Annotated in this window: 20 protein-coding genes; 15 read left to right on the plus strand and 5 right to left on the minus strand. The window is 71.1% G+C overall.

The genetic code is table 11. From position 1 onward, the window contains the following. Positions 1-31: 31 nt before the first annotated feature. From IEY94_RS21890 to IEY94_RS21900, 3 genes are all read right to left on the minus strand, one after another. Entirely contained in the window at positions 32-718 is a 687-nt protein-coding gene (locus IEY94_RS21890; protein ID WP_189172125.1) for a hypothetical protein, read from the minus strand. Positions 719-843: 125 nt separating this feature from the next. Further along, a complete protein-coding gene (locus IEY94_RS21895; RefSeq protein ID WP_189172126.1) occupies positions 844-1,242 on the minus strand; it encodes a hypothetical protein in 399 nt (132 codons plus the stop codon). Between the two features lie 62 nt (positions 1,243-1,304). Beyond that, a complete protein-coding gene (locus IEY94_RS21900) occupies positions 1,305-2,072 on the minus strand; it encodes a hypothetical protein (protein ID WP_189172127.1) in 768 nt (255 codons plus the stop codon). Positions 2,073-3,202: 1,130 nt separating this feature from the next. On the opposite strand from IEY94_RS21900, the gene IEY94_RS21905 reads away from it, so the two are divergent. Then, the gene (locus IEY94_RS21905) at positions 3,203-3,592 is read left to right on the plus strand and encodes a hypothetical protein (RefSeq protein ID WP_189172128.1); all 390 of its coding nucleotides are present in this window, start codon (positions 3,203-3,205) and stop codon (positions 3,590-3,592) included. 375 nt (positions 3,593-3,967) lie between these two features. On the opposite strand, the gene IEY94_RS21910 is transcribed toward IEY94_RS21905, so the two are convergent. Both IEY94_RS21910 and IEY94_RS21915 read right to left on the minus strand, forming a co-directional pair. Continuing rightward, the gene (locus tag IEY94_RS21910) at positions 3,968-4,744 is read right to left on the minus strand and encodes a GNAT family N-acetyltransferase (protein ID WP_189172129.1); all 777 of its coding nucleotides are present in this window, start codon (positions 4,742-4,744) and stop codon (positions 3,968-3,970) included. Next, positions 4,734-5,498 (minus strand): GntR family transcriptional regulator, encoded by a 765-nt coding sequence (locus IEY94_RS21915; protein ID WP_189172130.1) that lies wholly within the window; start codon positions 5,496-5,498, stop codon positions 4,734-4,736. Before IEY94_RS21915 ends, IEY94_RS21910 begins: the two co-directional genes overlap by 11 nt. A 546-nt stretch (positions 5,499-6,044) precedes the next feature. On the opposite strand from IEY94_RS21915, the gene IEY94_RS21920 reads away from it, so the two are divergent. The 14 genes from IEY94_RS21920 (at position 6,045) to IEY94_RS21985 (ending at position 16,702) form a co-directional block, all read left to right on the plus strand. Further along, positions 6,045-6,479 (plus strand): DUF6284 family protein, encoded by a 435-nt coding sequence (locus IEY94_RS21920; RefSeq protein WP_229784341.1) that lies wholly within the window; start codon positions 6,045-6,047, stop codon positions 6,477-6,479. After that, positions 6,479-6,721: a hypothetical protein gene (locus IEY94_RS21925; RefSeq protein WP_189172131.1), complete on the plus strand. Its 243-nt coding sequence runs from the start codon at positions 6,479-6,481 to the stop codon at positions 6,719-6,721. Before IEY94_RS21920 ends, IEY94_RS21925 begins: the two co-directional genes overlap by 1 nt. A gap of 130 nt (positions 6,722-6,851) precedes the next feature. Further along, positions 6,852-7,241, plus strand: coding sequence for a hypothetical protein (locus IEY94_RS21930; RefSeq protein WP_189172132.1), 390 nt, complete (start codon positions 6,852-6,854; stop codon positions 7,239-7,241). 61 nt (positions 7,242-7,302) lie between these two features. Further along, the gene (locus tag IEY94_RS21935; protein WP_189172133.1) at positions 7,303-7,677 is read left to right on the plus strand and encodes a hypothetical protein; all 375 of its coding nucleotides are present in this window, start codon (positions 7,303-7,305) and stop codon (positions 7,675-7,677) included. 137 nt (positions 7,678-7,814) lie between these two features. After that, positions 7,815-8,639 (plus strand): DUF2637 domain-containing protein, encoded by an 825-nt coding sequence (locus IEY94_RS21940; protein ID WP_189172134.1) that lies wholly within the window; start codon positions 7,815-7,817, stop codon positions 8,637-8,639. Then, on the plus strand, positions 8,636-8,776 hold the full coding sequence (locus IEY94_RS21945; protein WP_189172135.1) for a hypothetical protein: 141 nt from the start codon (positions 8,636-8,638) through the stop codon (positions 8,774-8,776). The genes IEY94_RS21940 and IEY94_RS21945 overlap by 4 nt, the downstream gene beginning before the upstream one ends. A 173-nt stretch (positions 8,777-8,949) precedes the next feature. Next, positions 8,950-9,951 carry a hypothetical protein gene (locus IEY94_RS21950; protein ID WP_189172188.1) on the plus strand — a complete coding sequence of 334 codons (1,002 nt, stop codon included), beginning with the start codon at positions 8,950-8,952 and terminating at the stop codon, positions 9,949-9,951. A 109-nt stretch (positions 9,952-10,060) separates the two neighbouring features. Beyond that, positions 10,061-10,810: an NUDIX domain-containing protein gene (locus IEY94_RS21955; protein ID WP_189172184.1), complete on the plus strand. Its 750-nt coding sequence runs from the start codon at positions 10,061-10,063 to the stop codon at positions 10,808-10,810. Positions 10,811-10,829: 19 nt separating this feature from the next. Then, on the plus strand, positions 10,830-11,096 hold the full coding sequence (locus tag IEY94_RS21960; protein ID WP_189172136.1) for a hypothetical protein: 267 nt from the start codon (positions 10,830-10,832) through the stop codon (positions 11,094-11,096). Then, complete coding sequence (locus IEY94_RS21965) at positions 11,093-13,282, plus strand: FtsK/SpoIIIE domain-containing protein (RefSeq protein WP_189172137.1); 2,190 nt, start codon at positions 11,093-11,095, stop codon at positions 13,280-13,282. Before IEY94_RS21960 ends, IEY94_RS21965 begins: the two co-directional genes overlap by 4 nt. A 148-nt stretch (positions 13,283-13,430) precedes the next feature. After that, the gene (locus IEY94_RS21970) at positions 13,431-13,688 is read left to right on the plus strand and encodes a hypothetical protein (protein WP_189172138.1); all 258 of its coding nucleotides are present in this window, start codon (positions 13,431-13,433) and stop codon (positions 13,686-13,688) included. Positions 13,689-14,067: 379 nt separating this feature from the next. Continuing rightward, on the plus strand, positions 14,068-14,946 hold the full coding sequence (locus IEY94_RS21975) for a bifunctional DNA primase/polymerase (RefSeq protein WP_189172139.1): 879 nt from the start codon (positions 14,068-14,070) through the stop codon (positions 14,944-14,946). Continuing rightward, positions 14,943-15,431, plus strand: a complete 489-nt coding sequence (locus tag IEY94_RS21980) for a hypothetical protein (protein ID WP_189172140.1) — start codon at positions 14,943-14,945, stop codon at positions 15,429-15,431. Before IEY94_RS21975 ends, IEY94_RS21980 begins: the two co-directional genes overlap by 4 nt. Continuing rightward, the gene (locus IEY94_RS21985) at positions 15,431-16,702 is read left to right on the plus strand and encodes a DUF3631 domain-containing protein (protein ID WP_229784347.1); all 1,272 of its coding nucleotides are present in this window, start codon (positions 15,431-15,433) and stop codon (positions 16,700-16,702) included. Before IEY94_RS21980 ends, IEY94_RS21985 begins: the two co-directional genes overlap by 1 nt. Positions 16,703-17,049 lie beyond the last annotated feature (347 nt).

Below are 17,049 nucleotides of genomic sequence, written 5' to 3' on the forward strand. Positions count from 1 at the left end.
ATCGTGTCAAGCACGCTTTACTTCGAGCCGGTCACCGGGCCACCGTCGCGGCCGTCGTCCCCCAGTGCGTCGCCGTCGCCGTCGTCCGGGCCCGTACCGCCGTACCGGCCGGCAGCGTCCACGCGTGCGCCGGGATCGCCCCGCCCGCGCCCGTCCGCGTCGCCGGCGCCGCCCGCCAGGCGCCCGCGACCCGGTACTCCACCACCACCCGCACCCCGGCCCGGCCGGCGAAGCCGCGGGCCCGCGGGGAGTAGCCGGCGACCGTACCGCGGACCGTCACCCGCCCCCGCGCGCCCCGCGCGGCGACCAGCGCGGCCCGCCCGGCGAGCCGGACGGCGAACGCGTCGTTGGCCTGCGCCACCGCGCCCGCCGGGGCGTACGCGCCGTTGCGCAGCAGCCGGTACCCGCCCGGCCGGGCCGCGTCGGTCAGGACCAGCGTGCGGGTGCGCCCGGCCCGGGCCGGGACGAAGTCGAGGGCGCCGACGTAGCCGCCGGGGCCGTACACGAACCAGAAGGCGTCCACCGCCCCGCACGTCTGCGCGAGCGTCGCCCGGACGATCTTGCGGGCGGCCCCGATCGCGACGTTCGGCACGGCCACCCGGGCGGGGCAGGGGGCCGGCGCGGCGCGGGCCGGTGCGGGCAGCAGCGCGGCGCCCAGTGCCGCCGCCGCGGTCAGCGCGCCCCAGCGGCGCGGCGTCGTGGTGTGCGGGTACCGCACCGGTGCTCCTCCCGTCGGCGCGGGCCGGCGCTCCCGGCCCCGGCCCCGACTCTGCCGCCGAATCGCGGGGGGAGGTGCCGAATCGTCGGACCGATCGCCGGGGCAACCACATTGCACCCGACGCCTCAGACGCGCCGGGCGGCCGCCGAACCCCACACGCCGTCGGTCGGGAGGACCTCCAGGCGCAGGTACGTGGTCCGGGAGAAGTGCCAGCTCCGGGCCGGGACGCGCCCGGCGGCGTCGGTGCGCACCCGGGTCAGCGCCCGCCACGGCGCGGTCGGCCGGGACCGGGTCAGGATCGTCACGCCGACGCCGGACCACGCCACGTACCGGCCGGCGGCCGGCGCGTACCGGGTGACGGTCCCGGCGACCGTGACCGTCGTGCCCGCCCGGCTCGCGGCGATGCCCGTCCGCGAGCCGAGCACGCCGGTGCCCGCGCCGGGGGTGGCCGCGGCGGCGGCCGGTGCCGGTACGGCGGCGAGGCAGCCGGCGGCGGCCAGGGCGAGGGCGGCGAGCTGGCGCAACGGCGCTCCTTTCGGGAAGAGGGGGTGGCGCCCCGCGGCCGCCGGGCCGCGGGGCGCCGGGGTCAGCGGCCGACCTGCGCGCTGGTCGTCGACCAGGTGCCGCTGTTCTCCGCGACCGTGAACCGGAACAGCGCGGGGCGGGAGAAGCCCCACGTGCGCGCCGGTACGGCGCCGGTGGCATCGGTGCGGACCATCGTCAGGTTGCGCCACGCGCTCGTGTTCGTCGGGCGCCACTGCATCGTCACCGCGGCACCGCGGAAGCCGGCGTACCGGTTGGCGGCGGGGGTGTAGCGGGTGACCTTGCCGCCCAGGGTGACCCGGCCGCCGGTCCGGGTAGCGGTGATCTTCGCGCTCGCGCCGGCCTTCACCCGGAACGTGGTGCTCGCGATCGGCAGCGAGATGCCGTCCAGGTTCGCCGGGTCGGTGCTCGGCGCGAACGCGGCGAAGCCGAGCAGCGTCTGGGTGCCCAGCGGGACGTCGTCGCGGATCCGCAGCGGCTGGGTGATGCCGGCCCGCAGCGGCGCGGTCGGCTCGGCCATGATGTCGGTCGGGAAGGTGATCATGCCGCCCATCAGCTCGCCGTACGCGCCCTGGGTCTCGTCGAACGCGCCGGTCGCGTCGCGCAGCAGCCACAGCGCGCCCCACGCGTTGCAGGTCTGCGTGAGCTTCATCGGGATCTTCCGTGCGGCCGGGCCGGTGAGCTTGACGTTCGGCACCGACGCGCGGACGGGGCAGGACGTCGGGGCGGCGGCGGCCGGGGTGGCGGCGACGCCGGCGAGGGTGCCCGCGGAGGCGACGACGACCAGGGAGCGCGCGAGGAAGCTCTGCACCGTTGACCTTTCGGGGTGGGGGAGCGGCGGCGCCGCGTTCGATGCAAGAAGCTTCGCGAATCCGGGCATATGGGCGCGTCGGCCCGCGGCGTGTACGCGATCCGCAAGGGTATGAGGCGATTTGCCGGATCGATTCCGATGGACGCAATTCGGCGATCCGGGGTAGCCGGGTGGCCGACAGCAAAACGCCGAAATCGGATCCTCGGCTCGCCGGCGGATCAATCGACCTCAGCCTCGGCCGGCGCTCGCGACTGCGGTTCGGGGGACCGGCGGGAAAGCGTCAGCAGGGCCGGCCCGGCGCGGGCGGCCCTGCTGCGTCTACCTGGTCTAGCTGGCGGAGGATACGAGATTCGAACTCGTGAGGGTGTGAACCCAACACGCTTTCCAAGACTAGATCCCGTCGTTCGCGGCGATGCGCGGACGTCTGTGAACTGCGCTCCCGTGACTTGGCGGTGGTGGTCGGACGATCCCGTACACCGAGGAACGAGACCGCAACTGAGACCGACCGCCCGGGAACCTGGATGACGCGCCGTGGTGCTTTCCTCGCTTGTGGGCAGTCACGTACAGTGCTGATGTGACGCCGGATGCCGCGTGGTGGGACCTAAGCTGGAACGACTGGGTCGGGACAGCCTTGACGGTGGTCGGCTTTCCGCTAACCCTGGTGGGACTCTGGCTAACATGGCGCCAAGCACAGGAAGCAAAGAGCGAGGCGAGCCGTGCGAGGAGCGCCGCTGAGGCTGTCGTAGCCGCCGTGAGGCGCACGCAGGCGACTGCCCGCGCGCGGCAACTCTTGGTCTTGGTTCCGCAACTCCGCTGGCTTTCGCTCGAATTGGACCTAGCCATACATGAGCACAATCCAAACTTAGCGAAACGTCATTTAGAAAGCTGGCGCTTTCAAGCCAACGAGATTCATGGAATTCTGACGCGGATAAATCCGAGACCACGTGGAATTCTCAGGACTCTTCAAAACAGCGTGATGCAGTCAGCCTCTGCTGCGAGATCCTTGATGGTAGAGAGTGAGGATGGCATCTTGGTGCGATGTGATCAAGCTAGAGAGGCTATCGGAACTGCGTGCGATGAGTTGGTGAGATGGACGGGGCAGAACGTGCATGAGCCGGAAGGTGACATGGATGAGTGACGTCATGGACGTTCAGGGTCGACTACTAGACCTTGCAAAAAAATTGAGGGATCGAACCCGCGCCGGTCATATTGACTGGGTCACGACCCCCCATTCTTCTGAAGTGACGGCCTCCGGTCCAAATTCAGGCTTTACGCTACGTTCAATGATCGACAGCGATGGTGACGAGGTGGTAACGCTCGCGCTTTTGAATCCACGAGGGCAACGTGTTGCATCCCTCGAGTGCGAGTGGTCCGGGGGCGAGGAAGCCCCTCAGAATGAAGTGTTGCGGGAGCTGTACGACCTTGCAAAACGGAAGGCATTGAAGATTGACGAGCTAATCGAATCGACGCTACATGACCTGGACCAGGGAGATTTTGGTCCCTCTGAACTTCCTTTTTAGCGGTGCCAAAGCAGTCGACTGCTGGCCATCCCCATGGGTAGGGCAGCCGCCGCAGTCGCGCTACCTGGACCAGGTAGCGCGACTGGGCCTTCCGCGTCGCGGCCTCGCCTGCCTCGTCGGCCCATTGCTGAATCTCGGTGATGTAGCCCTCATGCTCCGCCACGGGGAAGATATCGAAGTGCAGGAATGTACTAGTTGACATCCGCTTCAATCTCTTAGCCGCTTGTCCAGTCTATCGAGTTCGTAGCAGGCTTCCTCGAACCGCCACTAATTGAAACGCTTTGACGTTCCTTATACTGAGCAACTGGCCTACGGCTCGTCCGGTGCTTGCCACGAGCCGGATGCGATGATTAATAGTTTCCCTGGATGAATCGCTCACGGCGCCCTCTTGCCGTTCATCGGGCGGTAGTACATTCCGTTTGCCTGCTTGATCTCGCACGCGCGGCGCGCAAGGGTACGTGCGGCCTGGTCGAGTGCTACATTCCACGGGTCGACCACGTCCGGGACGGGATCCTGCTTGAGCGACTCCACGAGCCGTGCCGCCTCGAGGTACGCGCCGGCTGTGCCGCCTGGGTCCCAGTTATGTTCGGGCATCGGCTCCCCCTCCGCTAACGTGCTGCGCTGCATCAGCGTGCCGGACCCCCGCGTGCGGCCGGGTACCGTCAGGTCCGGTGCGGTCAACTCACCGACCCGGACGAAACCATGGCGTTCGTAGTACCGCTGGAGCTGCCTATTGTGCCGGTGCACATCCACCCGTAGCCAAGGGCGACCCCAGCCTCGGACCGTGGCGGCCGACCAGTCGAGGATCTGGCCGCCGACATCCTGACCGGCCGCCGCGCGGCTGACCGCCATCCGGAACACGTAGCCGCCGGAGTCGGGACCGTCCGGCCACCCGTGGGCAAACTGCGGATCTGCCGATTTCGTCAAAGTGAAAGTGCCGATCGGGTCAGCATTGCGACGGACGAGATAGGTGTCGCCGTGCTCGATGTACGACCGAATGCGGTCGATACGCCACGTACCGTCGTTCGAGAATGACACTGGCCACTGGTCGATGTCGCGGGTCTGGAGCCAAGCTGCGGATTCGTCAAGGAGGGCCAGCACCAGCGGTAGTTCCTCCGGCTCGGCGCGGGAGATCTCCAGGTCAGGCGTCATTCGGGTTCACCTCGTACTCCAGCGTCCAGCGGTCGCCGGGCAGCGTCGTCACGGTGACGCGGCACGCGGCGCCGTCTCCGTCGTACGGGGTGCGTACGTGTTCGGCTACGGGGACGCCAAGCGGTAGCCGCAGGATGTCGCGTTCCTCTGGGGTGGGCATCCGCAGATGAATACGGTCCACGATGCGGGCGGTCCCGTGACCGCACTGCGCCATCAATGCGGCTGGCCCCGGTTGGAGATCGATGGGCAGCGCGAGATCAGGGATCTTCGCGACGGCCCACGGCGGGAAGTAGGCGATGGAAATCGCGTATGCCTGGTCGTCCACCAACCGCAGCCGCCGCCGTACCGCCGCCTGATCGCCGGCGTCCATGCCTAGCAGCTCTGCCACCTCGTTTGGCGGCGTGTCCATGTACACGCTGAGCGAGATCGCCGGCCGACGACCGGCCTCGATGACGTCGGTCATCCAGATGTCGAGCTTGGCGTCACGCCGTCGGCTGACCTGCTCGGACCTTGTGGCGTGGTAGGTCAACGGCTGCACATCACGAACGCGGTAGCCCTGCTGGCGGCCCAGGGACTCCACAAGTCCCTCGTTTACCAGCAGTAATACGCCCTTACGGGCGACATCGCGGCTTACGTCCATCTCTGCGCTGAGCTGATTCTCTGACGGCAAGCGGTCGCCGGGCTTCAGTTCGCCCGATGAGATCCGCCCGCGAAGCCGTAGCGCGACCTGCTCATAGCGCGGCTTGTCATCCATGCCACCACTGTCCCGCGCCGGGGCCGCAAGTGCAACAGCGGGCTCCTTGTGGCACAAGCGGCCTCATGGGGCTTGACAGCCTCAGGGGTGGTTGTGTTTGCTTGTGGCACAAGACGCCTCAAGTGCAACGGGGGCGATCGCCAAAGTCGTTGGCTGGCTGGGCGGCGGTGTGGCTTCGGCTGCGCTGTGCGCTACAGCGGCCTGCGTGCAGTCGTTCATTGAGATCTCCATAGCGACAGGAAGACAGCGCGGCGGGTCCGTCGTTGCGGCATCCCTGCATTGAGCCACCTGTGGTGGTCGACCCCGGTAGGTCCCGGGTGAGCGGGGCGAGCAGGCGGGTAGCGCGCGCTGATGAGTCGAGCCGGCCGGGCTGTCCTGGCTGGTGTTCTGCCTAGCGCCGTTGGCGTGAGGTTGGCGGCGCCCTGGCCGGTGTTGGCGCACCGGCCGGGGCTGCCGCGACTCCCGATCCGATCCGGGTCGGGGTTCGGCTGTGGCGGGTCGTCGTTGGCGCGGCGGCTCGCCTGTGTGTCATCGAAGGGATGTGCGATGAACAGGATGAAGTTTACGGGCCGCCGCCGGCTGGCGCTGGTGGCCGTGCCCGACCCGGTCCCGGTTGAGGGGCCGTCGTTGGAGGAGTTGGCGGCGATCGAGGCTGAGGAGCCGCTGATCCTGGCGGAGTTGGACGTGGTCGACGCCGAGTGCCGGATCGCCCGCCGCGATGTGGTGACGGAGTGGGATTGGCGTCGGCTGCGGCGGGCGCAGGACAAGGTGACGCGGGTCGCCGCGCAGTTGCGCCGGCTGGGGGCGTGTTCGTGCCCGCCCTACCGGTGGACCGACACCGAGGTGCGGATGTCGGACTGCCGGTACGGGTGCAAGGTGTGGCGCTGCCGCTGCGGTGCCGAGCGGCTGTTGCACAGCGCGATCTACGGCTGCCCGACCGGCCGCGCCGCACTCACTGCCGCTGCGGCGGCGGTGGCGTGATGGCCGCCGGGACGACGCTGGTTCGGCTGGCGTGTGCGGCGGTGGAGCTGCGATCGGGTGATGAGGTGCGGACGCCGTCGCGGCGGTGGGAGCGGGTCGTCACGGTGGCCCGGTCGGGCCGGCAGGTTCGGGTGGTCACCGACGGCACCGGCCCGGACTTTCCGTGGCTGTGGATCGTGGGCCACCGGCTGCCGGTCCGCCGCCGCATGGCCGGCGCCGCGCCGGGGCTGGTGGCGGCGTGAGTACCGCCGAAATCGTGCTGGCGGCGGTGGTGCTGTCGGCGGTGGTGACGCATGCGGTGGATGTGTGGTGGTGGCGTGGCGCTGCCTCCCGGACCGCCCGCCGCCTCTCGGTACGCCGGGGTCCGTCGTGATGCCGGGGCGGCACGTGGACGTGCAGGTGACGGGTACGCCGGATGAGGTGGCCGAGATCCTGCACCGTCAGCAGGCGGCCGGGGATCTGGTCCTCGTGTCGGCACCCCGCCGGCTGAACAGCGGGCAGATCGCGGTGACCGTCCGCACCTACCCCGCCCCCGCGGCGGCGCCGGCTACCGGCCCGGCCGGGTCCGGCTGGCGGTCGGTGGTCCGGAGCTGCTGGGCCCCGGCGCTGGTGGTCGTGATGGCCCTGGCCGCGCTGGCCACAGTCGGGTTCGTGGTGTGGCAGGTGGCGTTGTTCGTCGCCGCCTGGTGGCCGCTGCTGCTCCTGGCGGGCGGCCTGTTGGCGTGGTGGTTGTTGTCGTCCGGTGGCCGGTCGTGCTGCTGACCCACCCCCTCCGCTCTCCTCTTCTTCTTTCTGATCTTTCGGCTCCGGATTGGAGTGCTTGATGGGCAAGCCAGTGAACCCGTTCACGGAGGTCCCGCCCCCGCAGGTGGCGGACTACCTGGTGGAGATCGCCGCCCGGCTGCGGGTGGTGGATCCGGTGCACATGGTGTGGGGGTCGATGTTCCTGCACCCGAAGGGCCTGCGGGTCGGGGCCGAAGGTGAGGCCGCGGCGGTCGGCGCGGTCGACGCTCACGCTGCCGCCCTCGGCGTGCCGGCGGCGACGGGGAAGGAGCACGGTACGTGGAAGCACGGCGTAAGCCGGAACTGGGACGGTTTCGGTATCGACGTCAACACCCGGGTGGCGGGGCCGCGGGTGTGCGCGTGCGGGGCCACCTGCACCCACCCGCTGACCGTCGGGGTGGGGGTGGGTGGATGACCGCCACGGCCACCGCGCCCCCGCCGGCCGTATCGCGGTCGGGGCGTAGTGCGTATCCGCGTCCGGTGGACCGGCTCCTACCGGCCGCCCGGCGGCTGGCGACCGAGATGGCGTGTCTGCCGTCGCGGAACCGGCTGATGACCGAGTTCCGGATCGGGGCGGCGAAAGCCGACGCCCTACGCGCCGCCCTCCGGACCGCCCTGGCCGCCGACCCCGACCCGACCAACAGACCGGACCCGAACCCGGACCGGGATGCGGTCTCCGGTCCGGGTCCGAATGACCCGGACCCGTCGGCCGACCCGGACCCTACGGTCCCGACGGCGGAGCCAGACCGACCGGCGCCACCACCCGATGACACCAGCGGGACCGGCGACCCCGGTCCGGTCGAGTCCACCCCGGCAGCATCGGCGGACACCGAGAGCAAGAAGCGGCACCGGTTCCGGCTGCGCCTGCGCCGCCGGACCAGCCGCCGGGTATCCGGGCAGGTCAAGCGGGTCGGGCACCCAGGCACAACCCCACCCCCGATCGGGGACGTGGCGCAGCTCAAGCGGCTGCGCTGGGCGGTTCGGGCGGTGCTGGCGTTGGGGGTGGCGGCGTCGATCGCGGGCAACGTCCTGCACGCCCGGGACAACATCGTCAGCCAGGTCATTTCCGCCTGGTCCCCGCTGGCCCTGCTGTTGACCGTCGAGCTGATCTCCCGCGTCCCGGTCCACCGCCGCGGTCTCGCGGTGGCCCGCTGGGCGGCTACGAGCCTGATCGCGGGGATCGCGGCGTGGGTGTCGTACTGGCACATGGCCGCCGTAGCCGCCCGCTACGGCGAAACCGCAGACTCCGCCCACCTGCTCCCGCTGTCGGTGGACGGGCTGATCGTCGTGGCGTCGATCTGCCTGGTCGAACTCGGCGGCCGGATCACCACCAACACCACCCGCATGTCCGGTTTTGTCAAGGAGGTTGCTCGATGATGCGCGGAAAAATTCTCGGCTACGCGCTCTTGGCGGCGCTGCTGTTCCTGGCGTTCAAGGACCCGACCGGCGCCGGCGGCACCGTCCGGGACATCGCGGACGCGGTCGGGGAGTTCCTGTCCGCCCTCACCCGCTGACCTTTCACGCACCCTTTCCTGCTGCTCAGACCTGACTTGAAGGAGATCGATTCCGTATGTGTAGGAGTAGGGCCAAGGGTGGCCGTCGCTGCCCCGGCCGCCACGCTGCCGGTTCCGCTTCCGCCGCTTCGGGCGGTCCGTCCCCGGCGGCGTCTGCCGCGGGTGGTGGGCGGTTGGGGGTGCCGTCGCGGGCCGACGCTGACCGGCTCGCTGCGGCGTATCCGGCGGACGCGACGGACGCGTTCGGCAACCGGCTCGATGATCGGGGGCGGCGGCTGTTCGCCCTCCGCGATTCCGGCTACACCGGCCCGATCGATTCGGATGGGTATCCGGTGACCAGCGGCGACGCCGCGGACATCCTCGCCCGCATGGCCCGCCAGCGCGGCGAGAACACCGACTGGCACCTGCTCGACGCCGAAACCCCGACCCCGGCTCCGGCGGCGTCGGCGAACCCCCGCCGCACGAAGACCCCCGCCAAGGCGAAGACACCGAAGGCCAAGAAGCCGACCGAGGCGAAGACCCCGACCAAGGCGAAGGCTGCGACCAAGGCGAAGGCTGCGACCACGGGGAAGACCTCGGCCAAGGTGAAGATCCCGGCCGAGGGGAAGGCGGCGGCCCGGTCGAAGACCTCGGGCAAGGCGAAGCCTTCGGCGCGGTCGGCCAGGTTGAGGCGGGAGGGTTTCACGCCGCTCTACCCCGACGACATGGTGGTGTCGCTGCCGTCGGCGGCTGAGGATGAGGCCCTGGATCGGCTGGTGGCCACGTTCCGGCAGCCCCTGCGGCGGCCCGAACGACGGACCTACACCCCCACCACCACCCCCAGTGCCACCCCCACGGCTGGGGCTGCGGCTGCCGGTGGTGGTGGGTCGGTGCCGCGGGTGGATGTCGGCCCGACCAACTACGCCGGCCGGGGTGACCGGGTGGCGATTCAGGTCGGGCATGTGCACGGCCGTATCAACACCGGCAGGCCCGGCCCCGGTGCGGATCGGTCGGCGGCCGGTGGGGCCCGCCCGGAGCAGCCGGCGGCCACGGCCGCCTCGCCCGTTCCGCCGACGCCGCCCGCCCCGCCTGGTCCGACCACGGTGCGGGTGGTGAACACGACCATCGGTGACGCGCGGGTGGGGATGCGCGCTGACGTGATCGTCGGTGACGTGACCGTGAACCTGTCCCGCTGATAGCCCCCGGCGGCGCGGCCCTCTGGCGACCAACCTCACGCCGCGCCGCCGGGTTTCCCCTCCATCACTTGTCTCCGCTGTCGCGGATTCCTCATGGGAGAGACCGTTGATGCTGCCACAAACCCCCACCCCCATCCCGCCCCCGGCTGTTGTGGCTGTGCCCGATGCGCTGCGTCCGTGGTCGACGCCGTGGCCCGGCTACCGTCCGACCGACGTCACACCGCCGGAGCTGCGCCCGGGCGGGATCGCGGCCAGCGTCGGTCAGGGTTGGGTGAGCGACCCGACCCCGGATCCGGCCACGATCGAGTGGCCGGCACGGCAGGCGGCGGCGCTGCTGCCGTTCGACGTGGTCGGCGGGCTGCCGTTGAACCCGTCGGGCCGGACCGGTAGGGCGGGCCGGAATCTGGGCGGTTGGGGCGAGAACCAAGCTGTCGATCCGATCGTGGTCGCGGACACCCCGGACGGCTGGCATGTCCTGCTGATCAGCCGCGACGACTGCGGGCGGTGGGCGATACCCGGTGGGATGGTCGACCCCGGCGAAACCCCGACGGCGGCGCTGGTGCGTGAGCTGCGGGAGGAGACCGGGCTCGGTCTCGACGCCCGTGCTGCCGCGCTGCTGGGCCGGTTCTACGTGCACGACCCGCGCGCGAGCGATCACGCGTGGGTGTGCACCACCGCCGCTCTGTTCCGGCTCCCGGCTCGGCTGCCCGTGGTGGCCGGGGACGACGCGACCGCCGCCGCCTGGTGGCCCCTGGATGAGCTGACCGTCCGGGTGGAGGCGGCGGGGGGCCGGTTGTATGCGGCGCACCGGCCGCTGCTGTTCGCCGCTGTCCACCACCTGATCACCCAGCATTCCTGACCCCTCATAGGGAGGCCCTTTGTCTGATCAACAACAGCAGCCGTGCGGGGTGTGCCCCGCCCTGCGCGCGCACATCCACGTCCTGACCGTGGCGAACGTCCAGCTCAACGCCGCTCTGGCCCACCTACAGCAACTCTTCGCCGCCGTGGTCGGTGGGGTGCGGGCGACGGTCGTGTTCGTAGAGAAGGAGATCGAGCAGCCGACCATGCCCCGCCGGGAGCTGATCCCCGCCGTGGTGCTGCGGCTGACCCATGTTGTCGACATCGCGGAAGGACGTGCCCGTTGACTACCGGCCTGAACCCGCCGCGTCTGCGGCTGATCAACACCGACACCGCCGACCCCGACGACCGGCCCCCGGTGGGGGACGCCGAGACGGTGATCGTGGACGCCGCCGGCCATCAGGTCCCCCCGACCGACGCCGCACCGGCCCCGGACGGCGACGCCGAGCCGGAGCCGGTCGAGGCGCCGGCCGACGGCGGCGAGTACGGCGGATGGCAGACCACGTCGAGCGCAGACCGGCCGCCGGTCATCCCCGCCTGGCTGCGGTCGGCGCGCGCCCGCCGGCAGATCCTCGCCCGAGCCGCCGACGCCGCCGCCTACACCGTCGCGTTCCACGGGGTCCGGTCCCCGAAGTACCTGGCCAAGACCCTGTTCTACGCCCCGGTCGGCGTGCGGCGGACCGCGTGGAGCCTGCTGTACTGGGCGACCGCCGAGCAGGGCAACTTCGAGCTACGCCAGCACGCCGCCGGCAAGGGGGATGCGTTCACGTGGCAGGCGTTGAACCGGACCCGGTCGAAGGAATCCCGCGGCCGCTGGTGGGCCCTCGGGCTGGGGGCGATGACGTTCGGGATCGGCGCGACGTCCCTGGCCGCTTCCGGGGTCGTACCGGACTGGGGATGGTGGGCAGCCCTCGCCGCCGTCGTCCCCCTCGCCGCCCGCGCCGGGCGGCCGGCGGACGTGCCCATCACCGACCGGCTGACCAGCGGCCCGCGGTTCACCAAGCTGACCGCGGACATGGTCCGCGATGCCCTGGTCGCCCTGTCCCTACCCGGGCTGCGGGAGCGGGGCGCGGTGGACTTCATGCACCCGGGTATTCACCGGGACGGGCCGGGCTGGCTGGCCCGGATCAACCTCCCCGCCGGCCTCGAAGCGGTCAAGGTGCTGGAACGCCGCGGCGCACTGTCCAGCGCCCTGCGGCTGCCGGTGGACCAGGTATGGCCCACCGCCGGCCCCGACCACGCCGGACAACTCGACCTGTGGGTGGGCTACCGGCCGGCATCCAAGATGGGCCAACCCGCCTGGTCCCTGGCCGAACCCAACGCCCGCACGTCGTATTTCGAGGCGGCGGAGTTCGGCACCGACCAGCGGCAGCGGCCGGTGTCGGCGGTTCTGTGCGCGAACAATTTTTTGATCGGCGGGCGTCCGGGGTCGGGGAAGTCGTACGCGGGGCGGACGATCGTCACGATCGCCGCCCTCGACCCCACCGTCGAACTGAAGATCGCCGAGTACAAGGGGACAGGGGACTTCCTGGACCTGGCGCCGTTGTGCTCCACCTACATCTGCGGCCTCGCTGATGACGACTTCGCCGGCGGCCTGGCCATCCTCAACTGGGGGTTGGCCGAGGCCGAGCGGCGGGGGAAGCGGATCAAGGCCGCGTACGAGCGTGGGGAGGCCCCGGAGCGGAAGGTGACCCCGGAGTTGGCGCGTCGGCCGGGGTCGGGGCTGCACCCGATCGTGATCGTCATCGATGAAGCGCACGAGCTGTTCGGCGACGCCACCGTCGGGAAGGAAGCGGGCGCAGCGGCGGAGCGGCTGGTCAAGCGCGGGAGGGCGTTGGGTATCACGGTCGTCATCATCACCCAGATCCCGGACAAGGAATCCCTGCCCACCGGGATTACCCGCAACGTCGGTATCCGATGGTGCCTGGCCGTCCCCGACCAGGTCGCCAACGACATGATCCTCGGCACCGGCGCCTACAAACGCGGCGTCACCGGCACCGTCTACCGACCCGGCGTCGACGCCGGCTGGGGCGTCCTCACCGGGCTGGCCGAGCCTACGGCGACCCGCAGCCACTTCCCCGAGGCCAAAACCACGGCGTCCATCGTCGCGCGGGCGACCGCGCTGCGCGGCGGCGTGGTGGTCGGGGACACCGTGCCGGTGGCCAGGGCACGGGACTTGGCCGGGGACCTGGTCGCGGTCGCGGCGCGCAACGGGCAGCACTGGACCACCGCCGCGGCGACGCTGGTGCAGCGGTGGCCCGAGGCGTACCCGACCATGACCGGTGAAGCCCTGTCCGAGCTTGCGCGGGCGCAGGGCGTGGTGTCGACCGATGTGAAGATCGGCGGCCGGACGTTGAAGGGCTACCGGCTCGGCCAACTGCGCGAGCTGATCGCCCACCGCGACACCGCCACCCCCACGGACGGCCCGGACGGCGGCGTCAACGGCGCCGACGGAGGCGCCGAAGCGCGGTAGCGCGCCCGGTAGCGGCACCGACCGCGGTAGCGGCGGCGCTACCCACACCGCAACCCATGATCCGACCCGCGACCAGCAGCAATACCCGCTGGTCGCGGGTCGCCCCCTGCCCGAAACCCCCACCGAACCCTTCCGAGAGGCGTGTTCGATGACCCTCGCCCTGATCGCAACCATGATCGCCACCGCCTACGGCCTCGCCTGCTGGCTCCTGCCGTTCGGCACCTGCCGGGCCTGCCGCGGCGCCGGCGCCCGTCCCCACCGGCTCACCGGCCGGCTGCGGCCCTGCCGCCGCTGCCGCAGCTCCGGCATGCGCCTACGCGTCGGCCGGGCGGTATGGAACCACGCCGCCCGCATCCACCGCGACGCCACCACCACCCGCCACGGCCGCGAGGGGGGACAGCCGTGACCGCCGCGCAGGCTGCCGGGCCGGTCGGCCGGCTGGACGCCCGACTACGCCGCGGACTGACGGTCACCGTGGTGGATCTGGTGGGGGTGTTCCTCACCCACCACCACCCCGACCAACCCGCATGCGGCGCGTGCGGGCACGCCTACACCACCGCGGCCCGGTGGTGTCCCTCCGAAACCGTCGCCCGCCGGCTACTCGGCCGCCGCCGGCATGAGCGGCCGGATGCGGTGGTCGCGGGTGCTGCGGCGTTGGACGCCAGGGACACCCGTTGCTTGCCCGATCCGCCGCCGGCACCCGCGCCCGTGGGGACGGGCGAGTTGTTCCCGGTCGACCCCGGATGGCGCACCACCAACCTCCGCCCGCCGCGGCGGCCGGCGGCATGACCGGAACCCCGCTGCTGGCTGCTGCTCTGGACTATGCCGGCCGGGGTTGGCCGGTGTTCCTGCTCGGCCGGCGTAAGCGCCCGGTGGGCAACTGCCGCCGGTGTCGGGGGGCGGGGCCAGGGCATGATCGGACAGCCTGCGGCTGTCTGACTTGTCATGGCCCTTACGCGGCCACCGTCGACCCCGACCGGATAGCGGCGCTGTTCACCGCCGTCCCCGGCGGGCTGTTGGCCCTGGCGACGGGGGCGGGGGCGGGGTTGGTGGTGGCCGACATCGACCCCCGCCACGGCGGCCGGGTCGACCCGACGCTGATGTTCCCGACCGCGCACGCCGTCACCGGCTCCGGCGGCCTGCACTTGTACTACCGGCATCCCGGTGTCCCCGTCCTGAACAGCCAATCCAGGGTGGCCGCGGGTGTGGACATCCGCGGGGAGGGCGGCTACGTCGTCGCCCCGCCGTCGATCCACCCGGACACGGGGCGGCCGTATCGGTGGGTGCCGGGTCGGGGTGTGGATGAGATGCCCCCGCCCCTGCTGGACGCGTGCACCCGCCGTCCGGCCGTGCCGGTTGTGTCCCCTGCCGGGGTCGCCCCGCCGACACCGGCCACCCACAGAGGCGGGGGCGGGGGCATCTCATCCCCCCACCGGCTGCTCACCGCGCACCTCGACGCCGTAGCCCGCGCACCTGCCGGCCGGCGCCGTACGACCCTGTACGGCGCCGCCCGCGGCGTCGCGCGGATGGTCGCCGCCGCCGCGCTCACCCCCAACGACGCCGTCGCCGCGCTCACCGCCGCGGGGCGGGGGGTCGGGCAGCCCGAACGAGACATCCGTAACGCCATCACCGGTGGATTCCGAGACGAAGGAGTGACCCTGTGACCAGCACCATCACCCCCAATGAGCTGTATGAGCTGCAAATCGCCGTCGATGTGGAGGCCGGGCGGACGATCGGCGCCGCGCTGTCAGTGGCCCGCTACCGGTACACCGAAGCCGACACCCCACCGGCCGGTGAGGAGTTCGCGCAAGAGCTACTGTCCCTGCACGCTCGGGACCTGGCCCGCGCCACCGACGCCCTTCCGTTGGGTGAGCGGCCCGCCGGATGGGACACCCCGCCCGAGGATGTAGAGGACCCGTGGGCGGTCAGCACCGCCAGGTTCGATGTAGTGCGGGCCGCCATGACCGCCGCCCGCTACGACTTCACCACCCCGACCATGACCGTTCCCGAAGCGCAGCGGGCGCGGCGGCGTCTCGCTCTCGCCGCCCGCCAGCTCGCCCACATCGTGGACGGGCAGGCCGCCCATAACCAGCCGATGGGGTGGGACGAACCGGCGGACACGGCGTGGTGGCGGCAGGGGTGCTGCTGATGACCCCATCCGAGAAGTCCCCGCCCGCGGTGTGCGCACCGGATGGGGCGCTGCTGCTGGATCGGCTGCACGCGATCCTGACCCGCTACGTCGTGCTTCCCTCGGCCGAAGCCGTCGACGCGGTAGTCCTGTGGATCGCCGCGACGCACGCCCAACCGGCGTGGGCGCACGCGCCGCGGCTGGTGATCCGGGCCCCGGAAAAGCGGTGCGGGAAGTCCCGGCTGCTGGACGTGGTGGAGGGCTGCTCCCACCAGCCGCTGATCACGGTCAACGCGTCCCCGGCAGCGGTGTACCGGGCCATCGGCTCGGATAGCCCGCCGACGCTGCTGGTCGACGAAGCCGACACCATCTTCACCGGCGACGGCGCCAACGAAGACCTCCGCGGTCTACTCAACGCAGGCCACCAACGCAACCGGCCGGCTATCCGCTGGGATCACACCGCCCGCAAGCTCGAACAGATCCCCACCTTCGCCATGGCGGCCCTGGCCGGTATCGGGGCCATGCCCGACACCATCGAGGACCGGGCCGTCGTCATCCGCATGCGCCGCCGCACCGGCGGTGAGAAGGTGGCGCCGTATCGGGTTCGGCGTGACGGGCCGCCCCTGAAAGCCCTCGCCGCTGACCTGGCGGCGTGGGCCGGCGCCAGCCGGGCCGTGTTGGAGGCGGCCGAGCCGGACATGCCGTTGGAGGACCGGGCCGCCGACACATGGGAACCGCTCATGGCCATCGCCGACCTCGCCGGGGGGCACTGGCCCGCCCGCGCCCGACGGGCTGCCGAGGTCCTCAACGCCGAACGTGACGGCGACACCGTCACCTCCGACCGGGTGCGGCTGCTGGTCGACTGCCGGACTGCGTTCGGGAAAGCCGACGCCATCCCGACGAACATCCTGCTCGAACGCCTCAACAAAGATCCCGAAGCACCCTGGGCCGAAACCGGCCCCAACGGGCTCACCTCGATCAAACTCGCCGCGCTGCTGCGGCACTACGAGATCAGCTCGACAACCATCCGGTTCGTCCCGCCCATCGGCCAAGCCAAGGGCTACGTACGGGCCCACTTCACCGACCCGTGGCGCCGGTACTGCCCGACACCCGACACCGAGACCGACCCCGAGCCGTACCAGCCGTACCAGCCGTCCCACAGCAGCTCAGAGGCGGTACGGGTCAACGACGTGGTACGGCTCAAGCCGTACCAAGACGCCCGCGACCTCACCACCAACACCACAACCCCACCCGTCCAACCACCGCCGGATGATCTCACCGGTACGGCTTAACCCGTACCAGCCCACCAACCCGTACCGCCCCTGACCTGCACTGATACGGCTGGTACGGCTGGTACGGCTCACCCCCACCCCAACCGCCCGCACTGCCAGCAACGCAGTCGACCAACAACCACCTAGAACGCGGCCCGCTGAGAAGCCCTGAGCCGAACCCATCCATCTGACTACACCAGGCACGTCAGGATCTTGGCTTACAACGTCTCTCGGCGGGCCGCTCTGCGCGCCGCCAGTACATCGCAAGATGCACCCACCGTCGAATGACCAAAATTGAGAAAGTGCCGCCACTGTGCGAATTGGGCTCCACGGAATGCCCACTGAGATTACTTCGGTAACAACCGAGA

This window comes from Pilimelia anulata, from assembly GCF_014647895.1.
Lineage (GTDB): Bacteria > Actinomycetota > Actinomycetes > Mycobacteriales > Micromonosporaceae > Pilimelia > Pilimelia anulata.